Here is a 23,925-nt window from a genome sequence, read left to right as displayed (position 1 = left end):
CCTTGTCGAATTATTCAGGTGGCCACTCTCGCGCGGCCCTTCTTACGGACTAATGTAGTCAGTTTGACCTGTCCCGCAACTCAGGATCGCGTGGAAATCACCGGCAAGTGAGATGTCCTGCTCAAAAGCCCAGCTGATAGGCACCCCACAGAAGGATCAGCCCGCTGATCACGCACAAAAGACCCGTAATTCGCCGTGCCTGCTCGGGCAGGGTCCGCAGGGTTTCCAGCATCCGTTCGATAAGCGAAGGGGCCAGCGCATAGGCCAGCCCCTCGACAATCAGCACCAGCCCGAAGGCCAGAAGGATCATACCCATTACCGGCCGCCCTGACCTGTAGGCGATTTCAGGTAATTAAAGAAATCCGAGTCCGGGCTCAGCACCATTGAACTGTTGCCGCCGCCCAGCGCGCGCTCATATGCGGAAAGCGAGCGATAGAACTCGAAAAACTCCGGATCCTTGCCAAAGGCTTCGGCGAAAATCGCGTTGCGTTCAGCGTCAGCTTCACCACGAATGATCTCGGCTTCACGGTTGGCGTCCGAGACCAGTTCGACCACGGTCCGGTCAGCCTGCGCGCGTACACGCTGGGCCGCTTCGTTACCACGGGCGCGTTCGTCAGTGGCTTCACGCTCCCGCTCGGCTTTCATCCGGTCGAACGTAGCCTCAAGGTTCGCCTGCGGCAGATCGGTGGCCTTTAGGCGCACGTCGATCACGTTAACGCCCAGCGCCTGCGCTTCGGCAATCGCGCTGTTGCGGATGCGCAGCATCAGGGCAGCACGGTCCGAACTCAGGATGTCGCGCGACGAAACCGAACCCAGAACTTCGCGTGTTTCAGCGCGCAGGATACGGTCCAGACGATCCTCGGCCACTGGAACGCCACCGACACCAACGGCCTGACGGAACTGGTTCAGATCGGCAATCCGATAACGGGCGAAAGCATCGACCACAAGGCGGCGATCGTCCAATGGTGTCACCTCAAGCGGCTGCACGTCGATCGAAAGGATGCGGTCGTCATAACGCACCACTTCGTCGAAAACCGGCAGCTTGAACGCAAGGCCTGGCTCTTCCTTGACGTTTACGACCCGTCCAAAACGTAGAACAAGGGCGCGTTCACGTTCGTCGACGATAAAGATCGACGACAGTCCGGCAACGACCAGGATGACGAGAACGATCAGAATAATGGGTGACTTACGCATCAGTTGCTCCCCTCGGCCTGATTACGGCGCAGCTCGTTCAGCGGCAGATACGGCACAACGCCCTGCCCCTGCCCGGTCGAGTTCTCGTCCAGAATGATCTTGTCCACGTCACCCAGAACCTGTTCCATCCGTTCAAGGTACAGACGTTTGCGGGTTACATCCGGGGCTTTGGAATACTCTTCCAGAACCGCGCTGAAGCGGCTGGCTTCACCCATCGCACTGTTGATCTGCTGGGCTCGGTAGGCTTCGGCTTCTTCCAGAACCTGTGCGGCTTCACCGCGCGCCTCGGCGAGTACGCGGTTCGCATAGGCGTCGGCGACGTTCTGAAGGCGGTCACGCTCTTGCGCGGCCGCCTGAACGTCGCGGAACGAAGCAATCACGTCCTGCGGCGGGTCGGCCTTGTCGAAGTTCACACGAATGATGTTCACGCCCGAGTCGTAGCTGTCCATCGTCGCCTGGATCAATTCTTGCAAACGATCAGCGATGATACCCCGGTCGCGGTTCAGGATCGGGGCCAGTTCGCTTTGCGCGATGATTTCCCGCATCGCCGATTCCGACACCGCGCGAATTGTCTGGCGTGGATCGCGCAGGTTGAACAGGAATTTGGCGGGATCGTTGATGTTCCAAACGACCTGATAGTCGATATCCACCACGTTTTCGTCGCCGGTCAGCATCAGACCATCATCACTGCCGCGCGTGCCGCCCATATCCTCGGTCTGTTCGCGGGTAACCGGAATAACCTCGGCGGTCACAACCGGCCAGGGTGCAAAGTTCAGACCCGGATTCCCAACGGCCGAGAATTCACCCAGGAACAACTCAACCGACTGTTCTTCCGGTTTTACGGTATAGAAGCTGGCAGCCGCCCAAAGGCCTACTGCGACCAGAGCGCCAATAACCACCGTGCCTTTGGTGAAGACCGGGCCACCGCCACCTGCGCCCTGACCGTTGCCGCCACGGCCACCGCCGCCACGACCACCCATCAGCACGCGCAGCTGCTCCTGGCCTTTCTTCATCAGCTCGTCGATCTCGGGGATCTGCGGGCCATCTCCTTCGGGGGGCTTGCGCCCATCACCGTTGTTACCCCGATTTCCTCCGCCGCCCGAGGAGCCTCCGCCCCCCCAGGGGCCGCCGCTGTTGCCCGCCATATGTGTCTATTCCTTCGTTTAGGCCCGTGTGATCACGGGGTCCCTTGTAACTTGTGTGCGCGCGGTTGCAAATCAAGCAGTGCGCACAGGTTGCCGCATTGTAACAAGTTCTTCCGCCATTACCGGATGAACCGCAACCGTACGGTCGAAATCTTCTTTGGTCGCGCCCATTTTGACGGCGATCCCGGCCAGTTGAATCATCTCGCCCGCACCTGGTGCTACGATGTGACAGCCCAGCACCTTGCGGGTCGCCTGGCTGACGATCAGTTTCATCAATACCCGCTGCGTGCCGCCGGCGAAGGCTTTCTGCATCGGCTTGAAGGATGTCGCGTAAACTTCGACCGGCTCCTGTGCCGCAGCCTCTTCCTCGCTTAGTCCGACGGTTCCGAATTCCGGTTGCGTGAAGATCGCCGTCGGGATCAGTTCATGATCAACCGGGGTCGGGTTGCCTTTGAACACAGTTTCCACAAAGGCCATGCCCTCGCGAATGGCGACCGGCGTAAGGTTCACGCGATCAGTTACATCACCGATGGCATAGATCGAGGGCACGCCGGTCTGACTGTACTCATCCACCACAATCTCGCCCTTGCGACCCCGTTCGACGCCCAGTGCCTCAAGCCCCAGATTATCCGCATTCGGAGCCCGGCCAGTCGCGTACATGACAACATCGAACCGATCTTCAGTGCCGTCAGTGGCCTTTACCCGGATCTTGTCATCTTCCTTGGTCATCTCCAGCACGTTGGTGCCAAGGCGCACATCGATGCCGTTCTGGCGCATCTCTTCGCAGATCAAACCACGCGCTTCTTCATCGAAGCCACGCAGGATTTGCGCACCGCGATAGAACTGGGTGGTCTTGACCCCCATCCCGTTCATGATCCCGGCAAACTCGCTGGCGATATAGCCGCCACCAACGATCAGGATGGATTCGGGCAGCTTGTCGAGGTGGAAAATTTCGTTTGATGTGATCGCTAGGTCAGAGCCCGGAAATTCGGGCACCACAGGGCGTCCGCCGGTGGCGATCAGGATGTGCTTGGCCGTCTTGCGTGTCCCATCCGCCAGCTCAACCGTGTGGGAATCGACCACAGTGGCGCGCTGGTCAAAGCTTTCGACACCGTTGTTTTTCAGAATGTTGCGATAGATACCTTCCAGCCGGTCCAGTTCCGCCACCAGTTTGCCATGGAATGTATTCCAGTCTAGCGCACCCGGCTGAACATCCCATCCATAGGCCTGCGCATCGTCTACCATGCCGGAAAACTCGCTGGCGAAAACCATCAGCTTTTTTGGAACACAGCCCCGGATCACACAGGTTCCGCCATACCGATCCTCTTCCGCCAGCGCCACCTTGGCGCCGGTCTCACCAGCGGCCACGCGTGCTGCACGGACCCCGCCCGAGCCGCCACCGATAACGAAAAGATCATAGTCAAAGCTCATACCGGGTTCCTTTGTTCAGTTTGCCTGAAGGGTTCTGGATATCTGGGCGCGGAAAATCGTCTGCCAACCCCTAAGGATCAGGAATTCGGGTTTCTCTCTCGCCATTTGCAAAAAAATCCAGCCGCAATTTTCAATCAGAGAGGTCCGAAAACAGATTGTCCCTGTCGCCATCGGCCAACTGGTCCAGTTCCAGGGTTCCTTCGTTGATGTCGCGCAGTTCAACCCGCCCGTCACCGTGGCCAATTACGACCTTGTCGCAAATATCGATGAACAACCCGTTCTCGACCACTCCGGGAACCTGGTTCAGCACCAGCGCCAACTGACGGGCATTTCCGATGCGTTGCAGATGCAGATCCAGAATGTGGTTGCCCTCATCAGTGACAAAAGGGGCCTGGCCGTTCATTCGCAGCGCAGCCGAGGTACCAAGCACATCCATCGTATCCAGCGCTTCCTCGATCAGGGTTCGCGTGGTTTGCCAGCCAAATGGGATCACCTCGACCGGCAATGGAAATGCCCCCAGGGTTTCAACCTCTTTGCCTGCATCGGCGATGACCACCATCTGATCGCTGGCCGTTGCCACGATCTTTTCCTGAAGATGCGCACCGCCGCCGCCCTTGATCAGGTTCAATTCGCCGTCAAATTCATCTGCGCCGTCTATGGTCAGGTCCAGCCACCCCGCCTGATCCAGAGAGACGACTTCGATCCCGACTTCACGTGCCAGCTGTGCCGTGCGGGTTGAAGTGGGCACGCCCTTGATCCGCAACCCTTCCTCTTGCACCCGTTCGCCGAGCCGACGCACAAGCCAGGCGGCCGTTGATCCGGTTCCCAATCCGACACGCATGCCGTCCTGAACCATTTCCGCGGCACGGTGCGCGGCTACATATTTCGCCTTGTCGATGGGCGACAGATCCCCTGTCATGGCAGCTTTCCCCCAAGTTGCTGCGGGCCTTATACGAAATGCCACACTCAACTTCGAGACCCAAAACGCCAATTCACCAGGGCGCCTTGTCGCGAAAATACGCGTTTCCTATTGGAAACGTCGCAATCGGCGCGTCCTGCGGGAAAGGTGCGTAATAGATATGCATTATGGAACCGCGCTACCGCCTGCATTACGCCCCCGACAACGCCTCGCTGGTGATCCGACTGGCGTTGGAGGAGATGGGTTTGCCTTATGAGACCGCATTGGTCGATCGGACCCGTGATGCACAAAACAGTGCTGCCTATAAGCAACTGAACCCCAACGGCCTTATCCCTGTTTTGGAGACGCCGCAGGGACCGATCTTTGAAACTGCAGCCATTTTGCTGTGGCTGACCGATACACACGGGCAACTCGCGCCAGCTCCGCAACATCCGGACCGCGCGGCGTATCTGAAATGGCTTTTTTTTGCGTCGAACACGCTGCACGCCGACCTGCGCATTTTGTTCTATGCCGAGAAGTACATCGAGGCGGCGCAGACAGAAGCGCTGCGGGCTGGTATCCGGACCCGCCTGAAACGACATCTTTCAATCCTCGAAAAGCAGGCGAAGGACACGCCGGGCTGGTTTGGATCAGACCAACCGTCAGCCCTGTCATACTACATCGCCTGCATGATGCGATGGATGGCGTTGTATCCGGCCGAGGCCGATCGCAGCTGGTTTCAACTGACTAACACTCCTCATCTGAGGCAGCTTTTGCTGCAACTGGAAGCCCGCCCCGCAACGCGCGCAGCAATCGCAGCGGAAGGGCTGGGAGTTGCACCGTTTACTGCACCATCATACGCTACACCACCAGAAGGCTCTGCTACCTGATATGTTTCTATCTGTCTTCGATATGTTCAAAGTGGGCATCGGCCCGTCCTCGTCCCACACCATGGGACCAATGGTTGCCGCGGCCCGCTTTCTGGACCTGATGCGCGCCTCGCCGTTCGAATTCTCGGGGCTTCGGGGGTCATTGCATGGCTCACTGGCATTCACAGGTGTAGGCCACGCGACCGACCGCGCTACGATCCTCGGGCTGGCCGGGTTTGTTCCGGACACCTATGACAACAACAAGGCCGAAGAAGCGCTGGCCGCCATATCCGACTCGAATACTGTCACGCCGGAAGGGCTTCCGACGCTGAAGTTCGATCCCAAATCGGATCTGGTGTTCGACTATGAAAACAACCTGCCAGGCCACGCCAATGGTATGATCCTGATGGCCACAGACGCGCAGGGCGATGTGATCCTCAGGCAGGTCTACTACTCGATCGGCGGCGGGTTTGTCCTGACCGAAGAAGAACTGGCCGAGGGCAAGGCAACGGATGAAGGTGATCCGGTGCCGTTTCCTTTCAAAACTGCGGTCGAGATGCTCGAGATGGCCAGTTCCAGCGGCAAAAGCATCGCGGACATGAAACGCGCGAATGAAATCGCGCGTGGATGCGCGGACAGTTTTGCCAAGGGCACCGCGCGCCTGTGGCAGGTGATGAATGACTGTATCGAACGTGGACTGGTCACAGATGGCATTCTGCCCGGTGGCCTCAAGGTTCGCCGCCGTGCCAAAGGCATCCATGACGCACTGGTGGCCGAGCGTGGCATGAATCTGAACGCTCCGCACACGATCAACGACTGGATGAGCGTTTACGCCATGGCCGTCAACGAAGAGAACGCTGCCGGGGGCCAGGTGGTCACGGCACCCACCAATGGGGCCGCAGGCGTTCTGCCTGCCGTTTTGCGGTACTATCTGGATCACGTACCCGGCGCGTCCGAAAGCCATGTGGAAGATTTCCTTTTGACGGCGGCCGCGATTGGCGGGCTAGTCAAATTCAATGCTTCGATCTCGGGCGCGGAAGCCGGATGCCAGGCCGAGGTTGGCAGCGCCTCGGCGATGGCGGCCGCCGGTTTGTGCGCAGTGATGGGCGGCACGCCCGAACAGGTCGAAAACGCTGCTGAGATCGCGCTGGAGCATCACCTGGGAATGACATGCGACCCGGTTGCCGGACTTGTTCAGGTGCCTTGTATCGAACGGAACGGTCTGGGTGCGATTAAGGCGGTTTCAGCGGCCTCGCTGGCGCTGCGCGGCGATGGTAAACATTTCGTCCCCCTGGATTCGGTCATTGAAACCATGCGCCAGACCGGGCACGACATGCACGAACGCTACAAGGAAACGTCTCTGGGCGGCCTGGCCGTCAATGTTCCAAACTGCTGAGGCAAACGGGCGACGTCGCAACGCGTCCGTATTTCCGCGTTTTCTGGATGGATTTGCACCAAAAGCGGTGCAAATCTGTTCCTGAAAGGAAGGTGTTTCATGCGTGGACGTTGTCTTTGCGGAAAGGTCGGCTTTGAAGTCAGTCCACCTGTTTTGTCCTGTGTCACCTGCCACTGCGAAAGCTGCCGCAGGCAATGCTCGGCCCCGATGACCGCCTATTTCGGCATCCGGGACAGCCAATGGCGCTGGACAGGTGAAACACCAAAGACGTTTCATTCCTCTCCGGGCGTGGAACGCAGCTTTTGCCCGCATTGCGGCACACCAATGTCCTTTCGCTCGCAGTCTATGTCCGACGTGATGCATATGTACGTCGCCGCACTTGAGGATCCCGAGGCTTTGCGGCCTACCCTGCACGTCGCCCATGAAGAGAAACTCAGCTGGCTCAAGCTGAATGACGGCCTGCCCTGCTGCATCGGACCCGATTACACCAAATACCAACCGCTTCCGGAAAGCTGACCTTTCCCCGTCCGCAGCAAATCGTTAGCGTCGCGAACATGACTCAGGACCGACCCGTACTCGGCATCATTCTGATGCTTGGCTTTTGCATGCTCGCCCCGCTGGGTGATGCCATGGCCAAACTGTTGGGTGAGACAACTCCGATCGGCATACTGGTCTTCACCCGGTTTGCCGTGCAGGCACTGATCCTGATCCCTCTGGTCGCCCTCACAGGTCGTCCTTGGCGTCTGCGGGGGCGTATTCTGAAACTGACCGTGATCCGGACCGGTCTGCACATCCTTGGCATCACAGCGATGTTCAGTGCCTTGCAATTCCTGCCGCTGGCCGATGCCATCGCTATCGCCTTCGTTATGCCCTTCATCATGCTGCTTCTGGGCAGGTTCGTTCTGGATGAAGAGGTTGGCATAAGGCGATTGTTGGCCTGTGTCGTTGGGTTTGCCGGTACGCTTCTCGTCATTCAGCCCAGCTTCGCTCAGGTCGGAGCACCTGCCCTGCTGCCGCTGATCGTGGCCGTGGTGTTTGCGCTGTTCATGCTTGTCACGCGGCAGATCGCCAAGGAAACCGATCCGGTTTCGCTCCAGGCTGTCTCGGGCGCGATGGCAACGCTGATCCTGCTGCCTGTGCTGACCCTAGGAAGCGCCATTGACGTTCCGGAACTGAAGTTCAGCCTGCCTGACAAAGACGCGGTTTGGCTGCTTTTGGGTATCGGTGTTCTGGGCACCGTCGCCCACCTGTTGATGACCTGGTCGTTACGCTATGCCCCATCAGCAACACTGGCGCCAATGCAGTATCTGGAAATCCCGGTTGCGACCGTGTTCGGCTGGCTGATCTTTCACGACCTGCCCAACGGCATCGCCGCATTGGGGATCGGCATCACGATGGCGGCAGGTCTTTACGTCATTCTGCGCGAGCGGGCCAGCGCCCGGTCTGCTCCGACAGAAACGCCTGCATGACCTGATCCAGCGCGCCGCGGGGAACCATTGCAACCAGACCCGGGCCATTCATCTGCAACGTGACTTCGGATACCGCCCGGTTGGACGTGCCGATCTGACCGTCCGGCTCCAGAACCAGATCATCGATCGGCCACTCCAGCCCTTGCGAGCGTCCTGTCACTCTTTGCAAGGGAAACAGGGATACCACGCTCCCCTTCGGCAAGTTCAGGGAAACCTTGGGCGGCGCGTGAAACACGACCTCGTGCTCTCCCAGCAGGATGCAAGATTGGTCCTGACGCTTGATCAGTACGCTGAGGACCGCCAATTGGTGATCCAGACGCCCGCCCAGAAAGCCAACGCCCAAGACCACCGGGGCTTCGATATTGCGCAGCGCCTTGTCGAAATCCGTGCTGTTCTGTTCAGGTATGGGAAACAGGCGGTCCGCCGGTATCTCTTCAAGGTCTGATGCGGAAAGCGAATCGAAATCACCGATGACGGCATCCGGAATACGCCCCGATTCCCTGAGAACCGTCGCACCACCATCCGCTGCAACGGCCAAATTGGCGCGATTCAGCGCCAGATTCAGATCATCGGGCCCGATTTGCCCTCCACCAACCAGTAAGATTGGCTCGGACGACCGCACAATCGGCGCATTTTTTCTAAGATTGATCATTTTTCCCGGATTTGGACACATTCAGACCACAAAATGATAGGTTCATATAGAGAGTTTCGAACCAATACGTGTGCCTGATTCCGGGCGAATTGGTTCAGGTAGTTTGTAAAGGACGTGCGTCTGATGGTACAGAATAACAAGGTATTGACCGTTTCTTATGGAACCTTCTCCTGCACATTAGAAGGCTTTGACGATTCGTTTGAAACGATGAAAGCGATTGCCGAGTACTTTCGCGACCTTGCAGCAGATGATCGATACTTCGGCTCGGAACCGCCACAGCCTGACGCCGAAATGCTGACCCGGATCGCACAGCGGGACGCCTCGAAACGTGTGGAAGCCAGACAGAGCGACACTGGCCTGCTGCTGCGCGCAACCGAAAGTTCAGCCACGATCGCCACGCCCGCAACGCCGCCAGCACAGGAACCAACCATCAGTGCCCCCGATCTCAACGTCGTCAATACACCGCAACCAGCGCAACCCGTTGCCACTGCCGAACCCTTCGATGCTGCGCCAGCCCCCCCTGCTGACAGCATCGCCGCCAAACTTCAGCGGATCCGCGCGGTGGTTTCGCACTCGACTGACAATCCTGTCGAATACTCGGAAGACGAAGACAGCACCTTGCTGAAAGGTGGTGCCGCCCCGGTTGACGCCGTGGCCGCAGCCTTTGAGGCGGGTGCGCTGAACCCGGCAGACATCGAGCCCGTGACCCCCGTCTCGATGCCTGCACCCGAAGCGGCAACCCCACCCGCCGCTCCAGAACCTGTTCCCGCACCGGAGCCTATTGTATCCGAAGAGTTTGAAGACGAGGCTGAAGCTCCGGCAGCGGACGCACTGTTTTCGGACCTTGATGATCTGACGGAAGACGAACAGCCGGAAGCAGAAGCCGAAGAAGACGAGATCGTAAACATCCTCAGCGAAGAAGACGTGGCAGAGCAGGAAGAGGAATCCGAAGCAGCCGAGGCGCAAGAGGAAACAGCGGAAGACAACAAGCTTCTCCTGACTGCCGAAGATGAAGTTGCACTGCTGGACGAGATCTCGGCCGTCGAGGCAGAACTGGCGCAGCGGGCCGAAGACCAAAAACCGAATGATCATTTGAGCCTCGATCTGGACGTGTCCCGCCTGATGGACAAAGCCGACGAACAACTTGATGACCCGGCTGCAAATGATCAGCGCGAGACATATTCGCACCTGCGCACCGCAGTTGCGGCCACCGAAGCCGAGCGTAAAGAAAAGGGCGACTCGGCCGAGAAAGCTCCGGATCAGGAATACCGGGGTGATCTGGCGTCGGTCGTCAGCCCGCGCCGCCCGGAAATTCAGGTCACCAGCATGCGTCCGGAATCCGATGCCGCTGCACCGCTCAAACTGGTGGCGGAACAGCGCATCGACAATCAGCAAAACGAATCTGGCCCTGTCACGCCCCGCCGCGTCACCACCCCGCAAGAAGAAAAGTCTGCTGACGAAGGTGGTTTCGCAACGTTCGCCCAGGAACAGGGCGCTCAGTCATTACCTGATTTGCTGGAAGCCGCCGCTGCATACCTGTCCTTTATCGAGGGTCAGGAACAGTTCTCGCGCCCGCAATTGATGAACAAGGTCCGGTCCCTCAAGCAGGACGAATTCAACCGCGAAGAAAGCCTGCGTTCGTTCGGTCAATTGTTGCGGGATGGAAAAATCGAAAAGGCTGGCGGAGGCCGCTTTGCCGCCTCGAACCAGATCGGTTTTCGCCCCAGCGACGAGCGCGCAGCGGGCTGATCCGCAAAAGGTTTAGTCAGAAAAAGGCCGGAGGACACCTCCGGCCTTTTTCTGTTTGCGTATCTGGGAATGAACCGGAAGACGCGTACGCTTGCGTCGTTCCAACACGCCCGCTTTAGCCAGCGTGGCTAACGTGATCCCTGGTCAGGGTCTTCTTTGCCAACACCACGGAAAACGAACTTGAACGGCAATGCCCACAAGATGCCAAGCACGATGTAAACCAGCAGTTCCAGCCAGATTGGCGGACGATCTAGCCAGTTCACAACCGTCACCACGGCAACAACATAAACAGGCAAGCCAACCAGCAGAATAATCAGAGACCAGCGGCGGCGCGCTTTGTAGCTCAGGCCGGTTTTGTGTTCGTCGCTCATCAGTCGGCAAACGGGTCTGTCACCAGAATGGTGTCTTCCCGCTCCGGGCTGGTGGACAACAGGGCGACAGGGCATTCGATCAGTTCTTCGACACGGCGAACGTATTTGATCGCATTGGCTGGCAAGTCCGCCCAACTGCGCGCTCCTTCGGTCGATTCACTCCAGCCCTGCATTTCCTCATAAATCGGCTTGCAGCGCGCCTGCTGATCTGCCGCCGTGGGCAGATAATCCAGGCGCTCGCCATCCAGTTCGTAACCCACGCAAATCTTGAGCGTCTCGAAACCATCCAGAACATCCAGCTTGGTCAGCGAAATACCGTTCACACCGCTGGTCGCGCAGGTCTGGCGCACCAGGCAAGCGTCAAACCAACCGCACCGGCGCTTACGGCCGGTGGTCGTGCCGAATTCGTGGCCACGCTCACCAAGGCGCTGACCGTCATCATCCTCCAGTTCCGTCGGGAACGGCCCCTCGCCCACGCGCGTCGTATAAGCTTTGACGATACCCAGCACAAAATCGATGGACCCCGGGCCGATGCCGACCCCGGTTGCAGCCTGCCCTGCGATCACGTTGGACGAGGTCACAAAGGGATAGGTTCCGAAATCAATGTCCAGCAAGGCGCCCTGCGCCCCTTCGAACAGAATACGTTTGCCCGCCTTGCGCTTTTCATTCAGCACCTTCCAGACCGGGGCGGCAAACGGCAGAATCTGCGACGCAATCTCCTTGAGCTGCGCGATCAGACCGTCGCGATCGACCGGTTCGATCCCTAAGCCTTTGCGCAGCGGGTCGTGATGCTGCAACGCCCGGTCAACTCGGGCTTCAAGTGTTGCCTCATCCGCCAGGTCCGCAACACGGACCGAACGGCGACCGACCTTGTCTTCATATGCCGGCCCGATACCGCGCCCGGTTGTGCCGATCTTGGTACCCTTGCTTGCAGCCTCTTCGCGCGCACGGTCCAGCTCACCATGGATCGGCAGGATCAGCGGTGTGTTTTCTGCGATCATCAGTGTATCGGGCGTGATATCGACACCCTGTGCCCGGACCGTTTCGATCTCTTTGACCAGATGCCACGGATCCAGAACCACGCCATTGCCGATGACACTCAGCTTGCCGCCGCGCACAACACCGGATGGCAGCGCATGAAGCTTGTAGACTTCGCCATCGATAACCAAAGTATGACCGGCGTTATGCCCGCCCTGAAAACGCGCGATCACGTCCGCCCGTTCGCTGAGCCAGTCGACGATCTTGCCTTTTCCCTCGTCGCCCCACTGGGCTCCGACAACAACCACATTGGCCATACCAGGTCCTTTTGTGCTGATTTATCAAACCCGGCTCGTATAGCGAGGTGACAGCAGCAGGGAAACAGGTAATTCGACGCATCCGCAAATCGCGCTGCGCGCGATGCCTCCGGCGGGGATTTTTTTTGGGCCAGATGAAGTCCGGATCCCTTGTTCTTCTGGCCCGAAATATCCCGGGGGAGTCGCCCGGTGGGCGGCGGGGGCAGCGCCCCCTCACCCTTACCTGAGGCAAACGGGCTCACCATGAGGCGTCGTCAGATAGGCGTCTTCCCAAGCGTGTCGCAGCAACAGGAGTTCATCCGGGGCAGCATCACCATGCTCTGCCAACAGCGCCTCCAGCGTTTCGAGCCAGGCGTGAAAATAATCATCTCCGCCATCCAACTCTTTGCTCAGCCCATGTTTTCTTAAGGTCGCCGAAAACCTGGCGACCCAATCTGACCAACCGAACCGACCGGTTTCGTTCAGGGCCATGGTTATCGCAAAGACCTGTGCGTGCCATGGCTGGTCAAAAACGGGCTGAGGTGCCGAATGTGTCAGACAGGTGCTCATGCGGGTTCCAGATGGCTCTGCCAGACGTCCAAAACCACCTCATCCCTCGGGTGTTCCGGGTTGGCCCAGAGTTCAGATGCGGGGAAGACCACTGCGTAAAGCGGTTCAGGGGCTTCTCCCAGACCGTGTGCGTTTGAATCGGGAAAAACATGCGTTCCGTGCAGTCTCAGAATGCGCCCCTTTGCACCGGCGGCATAGATGGGCAGACGCGTGTGACCGCCGTCCACAAGACGATTGGCCGCCAGATGCGAGGTAACGACGTCCTGGCCTGCCACGAACCTGGCCGGAATATCCGACGGACGATCGGCGGGACCACCACTGGATAGTACACGGGCCACTGCTTCGGCCTTCATGGCCTTGCCTGCCAACGGATGTGGGCTTTCAGACGGGTTCCCCTGCAGGTCATCAGGCGTCAGGATGCCGCGCTCCACCAACAAATCGGCAAGGGCGGAGATCCACTTTTCATAGTACGAGAACCGGGTGTAATCCTTGGGCGACAGGCGTTCCCGTGCGTGGCGGGAAATGTCGATGTTCCACTGTCCCAGTGATCCGGCTGCCAGGGTCAGCGCCAGCGCCCGGGCGTGCCAGTCTTCGGGAAATACAGGGCCGTCCTCGGGCTCGGGGCGAACCGGTCCGTCGCCGAAACGTCCACCCATGTCGTGCACGCGAGTCATGCCGGCACCTTCGGCAATCCGGTCCCGATCATACTGTCCCGCGTGACAAGCGTGGCGAGTTCGTCTTCGCCTAACCCCTCCGTTCCCTGCGGACGCATCGGCAGTACAAGGTATCGAACCTCGGCCGTGGAATCCCAAACCCGGACCGATGTGTTATCGGGCAGCGTCACGCCAAAATCTGCCAGTACCTTGCGAGGTTCTCGCACTGCACGCGCCCGGTAGGCATCCGACTTGTACCAGCCCGGCGGTATTCCAAGCAGCGGCCAAGGGTAACAGCTGCACAATGTACAGACGACCATATTGTGCTGATCGTGCGAGTTTTCCACCACCACCATATGTTCACCCTGCCGTCCGTAGTATCCCAGTTCGGCCACAACCGGCGTGGCATCTTCCAGCAACGCGGCCTTGAAAGCCGGATCGCTCCACGCCTTGGCGACAACGCGGGCACCATTCTGAGGGCCGATCCTGTTCTGATACGTATCTATTATCTCATCCAGCGCGGCCGGGTCGATCAGACCCTTGCGTGTCAGAATCGTCTCAAGTGCCTTAACGCGAAGCGCGGGTTCAGGCGGCAAAAGGGCGTGCGGGTGATCGTGATCATCATGTGGCATGGCCGCAGCCTGCGCGAGGAAAAGCCCTGCTGTCCAGTCCCTTTGACGTGATCTGAAGCATCAGGGTTCTTGATGCCAACTCCTCCCTTGCCCCCAGCATCAAACTTGCATAGATACCACGCGATACACGCCACGCTGTACAGGACCACCATGGAAAACGTCGTTCTCATCATCCATCTTCTTTTGGCTCTGGGCCTGATCGCCGTCGTCCTGATGCAGCGGTCCGAAGGCGGCGGCCTTGGCATGGGCGGGGGTGGTGGTGGCGCCATGACCGGTCGTGCGGCTGCAACCGCACTGGGCAAGCTGACATGGATCCTGGCGGCATGCTTTATCGTAACCTCGATCACGCTGACCATTCTGGCGGCTCAGAAATCCTCGGGCAGTTCGGTGATCGATCGTCTGGGCGTTCCGGCACCGGCCGCAACAGAAGACAGCACACCAGCGGTTCCGTCGGCGGATGATCTTCTGCCGCCGGCGCAGGGCGACAACGCGCCGCTGATTCCGCAAGCCGACTGATTCACTAGACCTAGAAACCTGAAAGAGAACTGCAACAGCATCTTGCGGTTCTCTTGCGCTATTGGCGCGAATCCTTTATACGTGAAGTCCCGTGATGCAGCGGTTTTTCGGAACCGCCGGGCAGCTGATTTTGACGTCTCACGGGAGCAGCCGAAAAAACATGGCGCGATTTATTTTCATCACTGGTGGTGTGGTTTCGTCCTTGGGCAAAGGACTGGCGTCGGCGGCCTTGGGCGCGCTGTTGCAGGCCCGGGGATATTCGGTGCGTCTGCGCAAGCTGGATCCCTATCTGAACGTCGATCCCGGCACGATGTCGCCGTTTGAACATGGCGAAGTTTTCGTCACCGATGACGGGGCCGAAACCGATCTGGATCTTGGTCACTATGAGCGTTTCACCGGTGTTGCCGCCCGAAAAACCGACTCGGTCAGTTCGGGGCGAATTTATTCCAATGTGCTCGAGAGAGAGCGCCGTGGCGACTACCTTGGCAAGACCATTCAGGTGATCCCGCACGTTACCAACGAAATCAAGGATTTCATCGCCATCGGCGAGGATGAGGTCGATTTCATGCTGTGCGAGATCGGCGGCACTGTTGGTGACATCGAAGGCCTGCCCTTTTTCGAAGCCATCCGCCAGTTCAGCCAGGACAAACCACGCGGCCAGTGCATCTTCATGCACCTGACGCTGCTGCCCTATATAAAGGCCTCCGGTGAGCTGAAAACAAAGCCAACCCAGCACTCGGTGAAAGAACTGCGTTCCATTGGGCTGGCCCCCGACATTCTGGTCTGCCGCTCCGAAGGTCCGATTCCGCAGAAAGAGCGAGAGAAGCTCGCCCTGTTCTGCAACGTGCGCCCGGACAGCGTGATCGCGGCGCAAGACCTGTCCACGATCTACGACGCGCCATTGGCCTATCACCATGAAGGGCTGGATCAGGCCGTTTTGGATGCGTTCCAGATCAGCCCGGCCCCCAAACCGGATCTCGCGAAATGGGAAGATGTCAGCGATCGCATCCACAACGCCGAAGGCGAAGTGAAGGTTGCCATCGTCGGCAAGTACACTCAGTTGGAAGATGCCTATAAGTCCATCGCCGAAGCATTAACCCATGGCGGAATGGCGAACCGGGTGAAGGTGAAGATTGAATGGGTTGATGCGGAAATCTTCGACACCGAGGATGCCGCGCCCTATCTGGAAGGCTACCATGCCATCCTTGTCCCCGGCGGATTTGGAGAGCGCGGGACAGAAGGCAAGATCAAGGCCGCGCAATATGCCCGCGAGCACAAGGTGCCCTATCTGGGTATTTGTCTGGGCATGCAGATGGCCGTCATCGAAGCGGCGCGGAACGCCGCCGGCATCACCGAGGCGGGCTCTGAGGAGTTCGACCACGAGGCCGGGAAGAAACGTTTTGAACCCGTGGTTTACCATCTGAAAGAGTGGGTGCAGGGCAACCACAAGATCGAACGCAAAGTCGGTGACGACAAAGGCGGCACCATGCGTCTGGGCGCATACAACGCAGTGCTGGCCGAAGGATCGAAAGTGGCCGAGGTCTACGGCAACACCAATATCGAGGAACGCCACCGTCACCGCTATGAAGTGGACATCAAGTACCGGGACAAGCTTGAAAAGGCGGGCCTGAACTTCTCGGGCATGTCACCTGACGGCCGTCTTCCGGAAATTGTCGAATGGTCGGATCACCCGTGGTTCATCGGGGTGCAATACCACCCAGAACTCAAATCTAAGCCGTTTGACCCGCATCCGCTGTTCCGCGATTTCGTGCGCGCGGCCAAGGAAACGTCGCGCCTGGTCTGACACAACAGACTGACCGGGCGCTGAACAGCGCCCGGCTACTGCACCATTCAGAGCTTCAGTGCTTTGCGAGTCTTGGGCCCGACGATCCCGTCCGGTTCCAGACCGTTTTCTGCCTGGAAATCAATCACAATTGCATGCGTGATCTGGCCGAATTCACCATCCGCAATAATGTCGTAACCCAACTCAGCCAGCCGCTTTTGCAGTTCCTGAACTTCGGCCCCGATATCGCCAATGGAAAGGTTTGCGTTGGGGACGGTCCGGTTTGAAATCGCCTCTCCCAAAACTCCGTCCTTGTGCCACTTGCGTATGGTCTCGTCCGCAATCTCGAAGTGCATTCCATCTTCGAAACTGCTGAAACCCACGCCCCAGAACCAGCCAGCCGCGTTGAAAAACGGTGCCATCGCGGCAAGGCCCGCCAGTGTCTTGCCGTCCTTACCAGCGGTTCCCCCTTTGACACCGATACCATCCAATGCACCTTCGATATTGATGTCGATTGCGCAACCCCATGAATGATTGGACGGATTGTTGCTGTTCTTGATTTTTCGGACACACAGCATCCCCGAACTCCCGAGGGTTTTGAACACTTCTGGATGAGCATCTTTCACATCCGCCATAACGCCGCGCAGCGAAGCAATAGCGGGTTTCAGGCCGGTCGCTTTGAACGGCCCCACGTCGTCTGTGACCATCAGCGATTTGAGCTTGTCGTTTCCTGCAATCCCTCGGCACTTGTTGTCCAGCACAGGCCGCGGCATGCCAAGGATAGCCAACATTGTGGACCGCTTGGCAGAGCTTAGCCCTTTGTTGATCTTTTTCGGTATGTCGACAACTTTCTTGGGCTTAACCATTTCTGACCTCCTGAAATACCGCATCTCACAACATCAAAGCGTGTCCGGCCCGCGCCAGTTTCTCAAAAAGAGACTTAATCGTAGCAACGCTCCGCTGAATACGTGAGGCGAAAATTGCTTTGTCTAATGCATCATTATGCATACACGATTTCCGCAAATCGGGCAAATCCGGCAAATAAACTCCGAAGGGTGGTTTTCGTCATTTGCGGGATTGCCATGTGCCACACAATCAGGCCACGTTTAGCGTGAATCAGAGGGCAAGTTATGACCAAAGGATACTGGATTGCTCACGTCGATGTGGACGACATTGAAACCTACAAAAACTACATTGCGGCAATCGCCGAACCTTTTCACGCCTATGGGGCAAAGTTCATGGTCCGCGGTGGTGAATACGAAATCAAGGAAGGCACCTCGCGGTCGCGTACGGTCGTGATTGAATTTCCAAGTTATGAGGACGCGCTGGCCTGTTATGATAGCGACGCCTATCAACGTGCCAAGGCTTTGCGTGACCCGGTCGCGACCAGCGATCTGGTGATTGTTCAGGGCTATGACGGGTAGTCCACGCTTGGCGACCTACAAAATATGGGATAAGCTGCGCTCATGCTAAAAAAGCTTTTTCAGGCCTTTCGCCCACCCCAGCAGACGACCCTGCCCGACCCGGATGCCGAACTGGCTCTTGGGGCCCTGATGGTGCGGGTGGCACAGGCGGATCGGGATTATAAGCTTGAAGAAATCAGCCTGATCGACAGGATTTTGGCCCGCCTCTACCAGCACAACGCGATCGAGGCTGCAAAAGTGCGGGCAACTTGCGAAAAGCTGCATGCCGCAGCCCCCGACACCGACACATTCGGCAAGCTGATCCGCGAAACAACAGACCTGAAAGAACGGTTGGCGGCTTTGGATGCCTTGTGGGAGATCGTGCTGGCCGATGGCAACTCTGACGAAGGTGAAATGAAAATCGTGGAAGAGGCCCGGATTGCCATGGGCCTTAGCTTCAAGGACAGCCAGATTGCCCGCGAACGGGTGCTGTCACGCTTGGAAGCTGAATAAACCGGATCTATATCTCTCTCATGTTCAAGGATTTTCTGTCACGGCTTTCCCAGCCTCAGCCCGACCCGCTTGCCGAAGACGATGCCCGATTGGCGCTGACCGCCTTGCTGGTTCGTATCGCGCGGTCCGACAACGACTATGCAGACTCTGAAATGGCCCGGATCGACCGGATTTCGGCGGAACGCTACGGCCTGTCCCCTTTCGAGGCCGCCGGTCTTCGTGCCCGCGCGGAAGACCTTGAAAGCGAGGCACCCGACACCGTGCGCTTTACCCGCGCCATCAAGGAAGCCGTCGCCTATGACGACCGACTGGCCGTCGTTCAGGCAATGTGGTCCGTGGCTCTTGCCGATGGGCAGCGCTCGGGAGAAGAGGATTCGCTTCTGCGATTAGTGGTCAGTCTTCTGGGTGTCAGCGACGTGGACTCCGCGCTAGCCAGACAAAAGGCTGCCAAATCGTGACGGCGATGTTGGGCATGTACGACATGCCCGCGCTTCACGCGGCCAATGACCGGTTCTGGAGCTTGATTCGTGCGGAACTTGGGTTCGGCCCGACGCACCTGACCCGAGACCAGGATTTCTGGGAGGTCTGGCAAGACCCCGATCTGGTTTTGTCGCAAACCTGCGGAATGCCCTACCGCACAAGCCTGCACGGAAAAGTGCAACTGGTCGGCACGCCCGATTATGGCTTGCCCGACTGCCCAACCGGCTATTACTGCTCCGTGTTTGTGGCCCGCACCGATGACACACGCCCCTTGTCCGAATTGGCGACCGGCATCTTCGCCTATAACGAGGCGTTGTCCCAATCTGGGTGGTCCGCACCTGTTACTCATCTATCCGCTTTGGGCCTGCGCCCGGGTAAGTTGCTTGAAACCGGCGGCCACGCGCGCTCCGCAAACGCGGTCGCGGACGGACGGGCCGACTATGCTTCTCTCGACCTGCTGACCTGGACGCTGGTCAGGGAACACACAGAACTGGGATCGCAACTGCGCGAGGTTGCAAGAACGGAACCGACACCGACGCTGCCCTACATAACTGCCCTTGGGCAAGACGCCGGCCGCATCGCCGGGGCTGTCAGAACGGCCATTAACCGTTTGTCGGATGCCGACCGCCAGGCACTACACATCAACGGTTTGGTCGACATCCCGGCCGAGCGCTACCTGGCGGTTTCCACGCCCCCGGCCCCGCAAGCGTTCGGGTCGCACGACTGAACAAATTGAACAGCTGAATTGTTCAATTTGGTCGTTTCCCGATGGGAACATGTTATTTGCGCATTGCATTGCTCAACATTTTGCGCCCTATTACCGCACTAACACTCACAACAACTGGACGACCCGTGACAGATTCCACTCCCGTTATCGAGATCAAGAACCTTCACAAAAGCTTCGGGCATCTGGAGGTGCTGAAGGGGGTGGATATTACAGCCAGGCGCGGGGATGTTGTTTCGCTCATCGGATCCTCCGGTTCCGGAAAGTCGACCCTGCTGCGGTGCTGCAACCTCCTGGAAGACAGTCAGGAGGGCGAAATCCTGTTCAAGGGTGAGCCGGTTCGCTGGAGTGGCGACAGCCATCATCGCCGGCCTGCAGACCCCAAACAGGTCCTGCGCATCCGGACCAACCTGTCGATGGTATTCCAGCAATTCAACCTTTGGTCCCACATGACCATTCTGCAAAACGTGATGGAAGCACCCGTAACCGTTCTGGGCCGCGACAAGGCCGAGGTTGAAGACAGCGCGCGCAAATACCTGGAAAAAGTGGGTATCGGCGACAAATGTGACGTCTATCCGGCGCAACTGTCGGGCGGTCAGCAACAGCGCGCAGCTATCGCGCGCGGACTGTGCATGGAACCCGAGGCGCTGCTGTTTGACGAACCCACTTCGGCATTGGACCCCGAATTGGAGCAGGAAGTCATCAAGGTGATCAAGGATCTGGCCGCCGAGGGCCGCACCATGATCATCGTAACCCACGACATGAAGATGGCTGCTGACATCTCCAGCCACGTTGTCTTTCTTCATCAGGGCCTTATCGAAGAAGAAGGCCTGCCCGAAGATATCTTTACCACCCCGGAATCCGAACGGCTTCGGGGCTTTCTCTCCGCCACCAAGGCGGCTTAACTGATCGATAGAATCACTAATGGGGAGTAACCAATGAAAAACCTGATTCTGACCACTGCAGCACTGGCGCTGACCGCAGGCATGGCAATGGCCGACACCGTCCGCATGGGGACCGAGGGCGCCTACCCTCCGTATAACTTCATCAATGACTCCGGCGAGATCGACGGGTTCGAGCGCGAAGTCGGCGATGAACTGTGTAAGCGCGCCGGTCTGGAATGCGAATGGGTCAAGAACGACTGGGATTCGATCATTCCGAACCTGGTTTCGGGCAACTACGACACCATCATCGCGGGCATGTCGATCACCGATGAGCGTGATGAGGTTATCGACTTCACCCAGAACTACTTCCCTCCGGCGGCATCGGCTTATGTCGGGGCATCCGAAGGTGTTGACGTAAGCAGCGGCATCGTTGCGGCACAAACCGCAACGATCCAGGCCGGCCACGTGGCCGAGTCCGGCGCAACCCTCGTCGAGTTTGCAACCCCTGAAGAAACCATCGCTGCGGTTCGCAACGGCGAGGCTGACGCGGTATTTGCAGACAAGGACTTCCTGGTGCCGATCGTCGAAGAATCCAGCGGTGAACTGGTATTTGTCGGCGACGATGTTCCCCTTGGCGGCGGCATCGGTCTCGGTATCCGTGAATCCGACGGCGAGCTGCGCGGCAAGTTCGACGAAGCCATTACTTCGATGAAGGCGGATGGCAGCCTGAACGAGCTGATCATCAAGTGGTTCGGCGAAGGCGTTCCGACGTACAACGCGGACGGCTCGGTCGTTACCAACTAAAAACTCTGTCTGATGGTTCGGCGCCTCTTGGCGCCGAACCTGTCTTGGCCCCGCGCCGGATCCGACGTTCGAAAGACGCCTTATGTTCTCCTACTGTACCGATCCCGACACGCTCGGCACTTTCCGCTGGTTTTCCTGCTATCTGACCAATGGCGTGCATTGGTCGTTTTATCTTTCGTTCGTCAAGGTACTGGCCCTTTTGGCCGTAACCGCCCCTGTCGCGCTGAGCTTTGGTTTCGCTGGAGCCATGGCCGCCCGGTCACATTTCCCACCGCTCAGCTGGCTGGGCAAGGGGTATATCGCCATCGTTCGGGGCGTACCCGACATCGCGTTTTTCCTGTTCTTCGTGATTGCACTGGATCAGGCATTCGAATGGACCCGCCACAAGGTCTTCTGCCCCGACTGGACCGATCCGATTCGACAGGGCAACGATTTCATCGTCTGTCAGGCTGCCAAGCTGCCGTTGGGCACTTCGCCGGAATGGGTGCATGAAACCTATGGGTTTTTTCTGGCCATCATCACATTCTCGATCGTATTCGGTGCATTTGCCGCCAACGTTCTGTTTGGGGGGATGCGCGCCGTGCCGCACGCCCAGCTTGAGACCGCCGAGGCCTATGGCATGACCCGCCGCCAGACCTTCTGGCGCGTCCTTGTTCCGCAAATGTGGGTCTATGCCCTGCCTGGCTTGTCGAACCTGTGGATGGTGCTGATCAAGGCTACGCCCCTGCTGTTCCTGCTGGGGATTGAGGATATCGTCTACTGGGCGCGCGAACTGGGCGGCACCAAGACGTCGAAATTCACGCAATACCCGCATGGTGACTGGCGCATGTGGTATTTCCTGTTCCTCCTGCTTTTCTATCTGGGCATGACCCGAGTATCCGAAATCGGGCTTGAACGACTGATGCGGCGACTGTCGCACGGTCAGGCAACATCCGGCGGAGAATTGCTGCGCAAGGAGACCACCGCATGAGCTGCCTGCAAACCATCCAGGACTATGCCCTGCGTTCCATCGGCCTCGGCGAGCGCCTGCTGCCGCGCAACGATTTTACCTTGTGCGAACAGTTCACCCTGATCGGATCGGGGATGATCTGGAACGTCTATTTCGGCCTGATGGCGCTGGCGACCGGGTTCTTTCTGGCCACCGCACTGGCCGTCGGCAAGTCGTCCACCAACAAATGGCTGCGCAAACCGTCTGAGTGGTTCATCTTCATCTTCCGGGGATCGCCGCTGTTCATCCAGTTCTTCTTTGCCTATTTCTTCTTCCTGTCCCTGAAGAAATCCTACCCTATGTTTGATGCCTTGACCTCGGCATGGCTTGGGGCGCTGATCGTTCTGTTCCTGAACACAGCCGCCTATACGGGCGAAATCTTCTATGGCGCCCTGCGCTCGATCCCAAAGGGCGATATCGAGGCGGCCGACGCTTACGGTCTGACCGGGTGGTCCCGTTTCCGCCGCGTTGTCTGGCCGACAATGCTACGCCTTGCATGGCCGGCCTATACAAACGAAGCGATCTTTTTGTTCCACGCAACCACGCTCGTGTTCTTCTCGGCCTTTCCGGCCTGGCAACAACGCGGAGACGCGTTGTACTACGCCAGCTATTTTGCTGACAAAACGTTCAACCCATTTGTCCCCTATCCGATTCTGGCCTTTTATTTCATCCTGCTGACACTGGTGATCGTCTGGGGTTTCGGCAGGGTGAACAAGCACCTGAACCGGCACCTGCCGCAGGCCAAACGGTCCAAAATGCGGCTTCGCCTGAATCTGGCGCGTTAACAAACGCTTTTGAATCAATGACCGGGTCTGGACAACTAGGCCCGAACGTCTATTTGCCCTAGCCCGATGCGGGTTAGGTTGCGAAAATCCGTACCTGAGAAAATAGGGAGAAGTGGTACCGCCTCCCTGGCTTGAACAGGGGACCTCTGGATCCACAATCCAGCGCTCTAACCAACTGAGCTAAGGCGGCACTCGTGAGGGGCGATGTACCGAACGCGCAGCGGGATTGCAAGAGGATTAAAGCTGAATTCTCCAGCTTTGTTCAACCAGATCGACGCCGAATGAATGCACCGGTTTGCTGCCCGTCAGTTGCCAACCGTGCGCCTTGTAAAGCGCGCACGCGGCCTTGTGGCTTTCATGCGTCCATAAGACCATTTCCTTGTAACCGGCAGTGCGCGCAAAGCTCATGCAGGTGTCCAGTAGCCGTTTGCCCAGCCCCTGCCCTCTTGCCTGCGGCACAAGCAGAAACAGCCGCAGCTTTGCCGTGTCACGGTCCAGCGACACGCAGAAAATACTTCCCAGCCTTTCGCCCGCCTGTTCAACAATCCAGCCGCGTTCCCTGGCCGGATCATGCGATGCGGTAAATGCGTCCAGAATACTGGCAACAAGCGGCGCAAATGTGTGGTCAAAGCCTTCGTCGCGCGTGTAGAGACGGTCGTGCTGGTCAACCAGCCACGATGCATCGTCGCAACGAAACGGTCTGAGAAGCGCATTTTCCATATGCCATCTGACCGCAAAGGCG

General features: G+C 58.3%; 28 protein-coding genes and 1 tRNA gene. 15 read left to right on the top strand and 14 right to left on the bottom strand.

Annotated features, from left to right (window positions below; translation table 11 throughout):
- Nucleotides 1-121: 121 nt before the first annotated feature.
- The 5 genes from AC2FIR_RS04360 to rpiA all read right to left on the bottom strand — a co-directional run bounded on the left by AC2FIR_RS04360 (nucleotide 122) and on the right by rpiA (nucleotide 4,689).
- Nucleotides 122-316 (bottom strand): DUF2065 domain-containing protein, encoded by a 195-nt coding sequence (locus AC2FIR_RS04360; protein WP_170616506.1) that lies wholly within the window; start codon nucleotides 314-316, stop codon nucleotides 122-124.
- Entirely contained in the window at nucleotides 316-1,194 is an 879-nt protein-coding gene (gene hflC, locus AC2FIR_RS04355) for a protease modulator HflC (protein ID WP_170806106.1), read from the bottom strand. The genes AC2FIR_RS04360 and hflC overlap by 1 nt, the downstream gene beginning before the upstream one ends.
- On the bottom strand, nucleotides 1,194-2,339 hold the full coding sequence (hflK, locus tag AC2FIR_RS04350) for an FtsH protease activity modulator HflK (protein WP_170616510.1): 1,146 nt from the start codon (nucleotides 2,337-2,339) through the stop codon (nucleotides 1,194-1,196). Before hflK ends, hflC begins: the two co-directional genes overlap by 1 nt.
- Nucleotides 2,340-2,411: 72 nt before the next feature.
- The gene (gene gor / locus AC2FIR_RS04345; RefSeq protein ID WP_496761966.1) at nucleotides 2,412-3,770 is read right to left on the bottom strand and encodes a glutathione-disulfide reductase; all 1,359 of its coding nucleotides are present in this window, start codon (nucleotides 3,768-3,770) and stop codon (nucleotides 2,412-2,414) included.
- 130 nt (nucleotides 3,771-3,900) lie between these two features.
- Complete coding sequence (gene rpiA / locus AC2FIR_RS04340; RefSeq protein WP_170806104.1) at nucleotides 3,901-4,689, bottom strand: ribose-5-phosphate isomerase RpiA; 789 nt, start codon at nucleotides 4,687-4,689, stop codon at nucleotides 3,901-3,903.
- 167 nt (nucleotides 4,690-4,856) lie between these two features.
- Here rpiA and AC2FIR_RS04335 point away from each other — a divergent pair, with 167 nt between their 5' ends.
- From AC2FIR_RS04335 to AC2FIR_RS04320, 4 genes are all read left to right on the top strand, one after another.
- Complete coding sequence (locus AC2FIR_RS04335; protein WP_480907191.1) at nucleotides 4,857-5,558, top strand: glutathione S-transferase family protein; 702 nt, start codon at nucleotides 4,857-4,859, stop codon at nucleotides 5,556-5,558.
- Nucleotide 5,559: 1 nt separating this feature from the next.
- A complete protein-coding gene (locus tag AC2FIR_RS04330; protein WP_496744509.1) occupies nucleotides 5,560-6,933 on the top strand; it encodes an L-serine ammonia-lyase in 1,374 nt (457 codons plus the stop codon).
- Between the two features lie 99 nt (nucleotides 6,934-7,032).
- A complete protein-coding gene (locus AC2FIR_RS04325) occupies nucleotides 7,033-7,449 on the top strand; it encodes a GFA family protein (RefSeq protein WP_170616520.1) in 417 nt (138 codons plus the stop codon).
- Between the two features lie 38 nt (nucleotides 7,450-7,487).
- Complete coding sequence (locus AC2FIR_RS04320) at nucleotides 7,488-8,402, top strand: DMT family transporter (protein ID WP_170616522.1); 915 nt, start codon at nucleotides 7,488-7,490, stop codon at nucleotides 8,400-8,402.
- Here AC2FIR_RS04320 and AC2FIR_RS04315 read toward each other — a convergent pair.
- Nucleotides 8,347-9,054, bottom strand: coding sequence for a thiamine diphosphokinase (locus AC2FIR_RS04315; protein ID WP_496744507.1), 708 nt, complete (start codon nucleotides 9,052-9,054; stop codon nucleotides 8,347-8,349). The two genes, AC2FIR_RS04320 and AC2FIR_RS04315, sit on opposite strands and share 56 nt — an antisense overlap.
- 123 nt (nucleotides 9,055-9,177) lie before the next feature.
- Between AC2FIR_RS04315 and AC2FIR_RS04310 the strand changes: the two genes are divergently transcribed.
- Complete coding sequence (locus AC2FIR_RS04310) at nucleotides 9,178-10,803, top strand: hypothetical protein (RefSeq protein WP_496761964.1); 1,626 nt, start codon at nucleotides 9,178-9,180, stop codon at nucleotides 10,801-10,803.
- Nucleotides 10,804-10,931: 128 nt separating this feature from the next.
- On the opposite strand, the gene AC2FIR_RS04305 is transcribed toward AC2FIR_RS04310, so the two are convergent.
- The 5 genes from AC2FIR_RS04305 to nthA all read right to left on the bottom strand — a co-directional run bounded on the left by AC2FIR_RS04305 (nucleotide 10,932) and on the right by nthA (nucleotide 14,303).
- Nucleotides 10,932-11,174, bottom strand: a complete 243-nt coding sequence (locus tag AC2FIR_RS04305) for a DUF2842 domain-containing protein (RefSeq protein WP_496761962.1) — start codon at nucleotides 11,172-11,174, stop codon at nucleotides 10,932-10,934.
- Nucleotides 11,174-12,469, bottom strand: a complete 1,296-nt coding sequence (locus AC2FIR_RS04300) for an adenylosuccinate synthase (protein ID WP_170616541.1) — start codon at nucleotides 12,467-12,469, stop codon at nucleotides 11,174-11,176. The genes AC2FIR_RS04305 and AC2FIR_RS04300 overlap by 1 nt, the downstream gene beginning before the upstream one ends.
- A gap of 219 nt (nucleotides 12,470-12,688) precedes the next feature.
- Nucleotides 12,689-13,018 (bottom strand): nitrile hydratase accessory protein, encoded by a 330-nt coding sequence (locus AC2FIR_RS04295; RefSeq protein WP_170616543.1) that lies wholly within the window; start codon nucleotides 13,016-13,018, stop codon nucleotides 12,689-12,691.
- Nucleotides 13,015-13,692 carry a nitrile hydratase subunit beta gene (gene nthB, locus AC2FIR_RS04290; RefSeq protein ID WP_170616546.1) on the bottom strand — a complete coding sequence of 226 codons (678 nt, stop codon included), beginning with the start codon at nucleotides 13,690-13,692 and terminating at the stop codon, nucleotides 13,015-13,017. Before nthB ends, AC2FIR_RS04295 begins: the two co-directional genes overlap by 4 nt.
- Nucleotides 13,689-14,303 (bottom strand): nitrile hydratase subunit alpha, encoded by a 615-nt coding sequence (gene nthA, locus AC2FIR_RS04285; protein ID WP_480441957.1) that lies wholly within the window; start codon nucleotides 14,301-14,303, stop codon nucleotides 13,689-13,691. Before nthA ends, nthB begins: the two co-directional genes overlap by 4 nt.
- 150 nt (nucleotides 14,304-14,453) lie before the next feature.
- Here nthA and secG point away from each other — a divergent pair, with 150 nt between their 5' ends.
- Both secG and pyrG read left to right on the top strand, forming a co-directional pair.
- On the top strand, nucleotides 14,454-14,819 hold the full coding sequence (secG, locus tag AC2FIR_RS04280) for a preprotein translocase subunit SecG (protein ID WP_170616550.1): 366 nt from the start codon (nucleotides 14,454-14,456) through the stop codon (nucleotides 14,817-14,819).
- A gap of 160 nt (nucleotides 14,820-14,979) precedes the next feature.
- Complete coding sequence (gene pyrG, locus AC2FIR_RS04275) at nucleotides 14,980-16,623, top strand: CTP synthase (protein WP_170616552.1); 1,644 nt, start codon at nucleotides 14,980-14,982, stop codon at nucleotides 16,621-16,623.
- Nucleotides 16,624-16,670: 47 nt separating this feature from the next.
- On the opposite strand, the gene AC2FIR_RS04270 is transcribed toward pyrG, so the two are convergent.
- On the bottom strand, nucleotides 16,671-17,468 hold the full coding sequence (locus AC2FIR_RS04270; protein ID WP_170616555.1) for a peptidoglycan-binding protein: 798 nt from the start codon (nucleotides 17,466-17,468) through the stop codon (nucleotides 16,671-16,673).
- Nucleotides 17,469-17,732: 264 nt separating this feature from the next.
- On the opposite strand from AC2FIR_RS04270, the gene AC2FIR_RS04265 reads away from it, so the two are divergent.
- The 8 genes from AC2FIR_RS04265 (at nucleotide 17,733) to AC2FIR_RS04230 (ending at nucleotide 23,183) form a co-directional block, all read left to right on the top strand.
- Complete coding sequence (locus AC2FIR_RS04265; RefSeq protein WP_496761960.1) at nucleotides 17,733-18,026, top strand: DUF1330 domain-containing protein; 294 nt, start codon at nucleotides 17,733-17,735, stop codon at nucleotides 18,024-18,026.
- A 42-nt stretch (nucleotides 18,027-18,068) separates the two neighbouring features.
- Nucleotides 18,069-18,518 (top strand): tellurite resistance TerB family protein, encoded by a 450-nt coding sequence (locus tag AC2FIR_RS04260; RefSeq protein ID WP_170616560.1) that lies wholly within the window; start codon nucleotides 18,069-18,071, stop codon nucleotides 18,516-18,518.
- A 20-nt stretch (nucleotides 18,519-18,538) separates the two neighbouring features.
- Nucleotides 18,539-18,976, top strand: a complete 438-nt coding sequence (locus tag AC2FIR_RS04255; protein WP_170616564.1) for a tellurite resistance TerB family protein — start codon at nucleotides 18,539-18,541, stop codon at nucleotides 18,974-18,976.
- On the top strand, nucleotides 18,973-19,725 hold the full coding sequence (locus AC2FIR_RS04250; RefSeq protein ID WP_496744500.1) for a phosphate/phosphite/phosphonate ABC transporter substrate-binding protein: 753 nt from the start codon (nucleotides 18,973-18,975) through the stop codon (nucleotides 19,723-19,725). Before AC2FIR_RS04255 ends, AC2FIR_RS04250 begins: the two co-directional genes overlap by 4 nt.
- Nucleotides 19,726-19,850: 125 nt before the next feature.
- Nucleotides 19,851-20,627: an ABC transporter ATP-binding protein gene (locus tag AC2FIR_RS04245; protein ID WP_170677584.1), complete on the top strand. Its 777-nt coding sequence runs from the start codon at nucleotides 19,851-19,853 to the stop codon at nucleotides 20,625-20,627.
- Between the two features lie 33 nt (nucleotides 20,628-20,660).
- Entirely contained in the window at nucleotides 20,661-21,410 is a 750-nt protein-coding gene (locus AC2FIR_RS04240) for a transporter substrate-binding domain-containing protein (RefSeq protein ID WP_170616571.1), read from the top strand.
- 82 nt (nucleotides 21,411-21,492) lie between these two features.
- Nucleotides 21,493-22,380: an ABC transporter permease gene (locus AC2FIR_RS04235; protein WP_170616573.1), complete on the top strand. Its 888-nt coding sequence runs from the start codon at nucleotides 21,493-21,495 to the stop codon at nucleotides 22,378-22,380.
- Entirely contained in the window at nucleotides 22,377-23,183 is an 807-nt protein-coding gene (locus AC2FIR_RS04230) for an ABC transporter permease (RefSeq protein ID WP_496744497.1), read from the top strand. The genes AC2FIR_RS04235 and AC2FIR_RS04230 overlap by 4 nt, the downstream gene beginning before the upstream one ends.
- Nucleotides 23,184-23,296: 113 nt before the next feature.
- Here the strand turns inward: AC2FIR_RS04230 and AC2FIR_RS04225 are convergent.
- A tRNA-His gene (locus tag AC2FIR_RS04225) sits at nucleotides 23,297-23,373 on the bottom strand.
- Nucleotides 23,374-23,420: 47 nt separating this feature from the next.
- Nucleotides 23,421-23,903, bottom strand: coding sequence for a GNAT family N-acetyltransferase (locus AC2FIR_RS04220; protein WP_496744495.1), 483 nt, complete (start codon nucleotides 23,901-23,903; stop codon nucleotides 23,421-23,423).
- Nucleotides 23,904-23,925 lie beyond the last annotated feature (22 nt).

This window comes from Ruegeria sp. CDSB136 (assembly GCF_059610965.1).
This window is presented reverse-complemented; position numbering and strand designations above follow the sequence as displayed.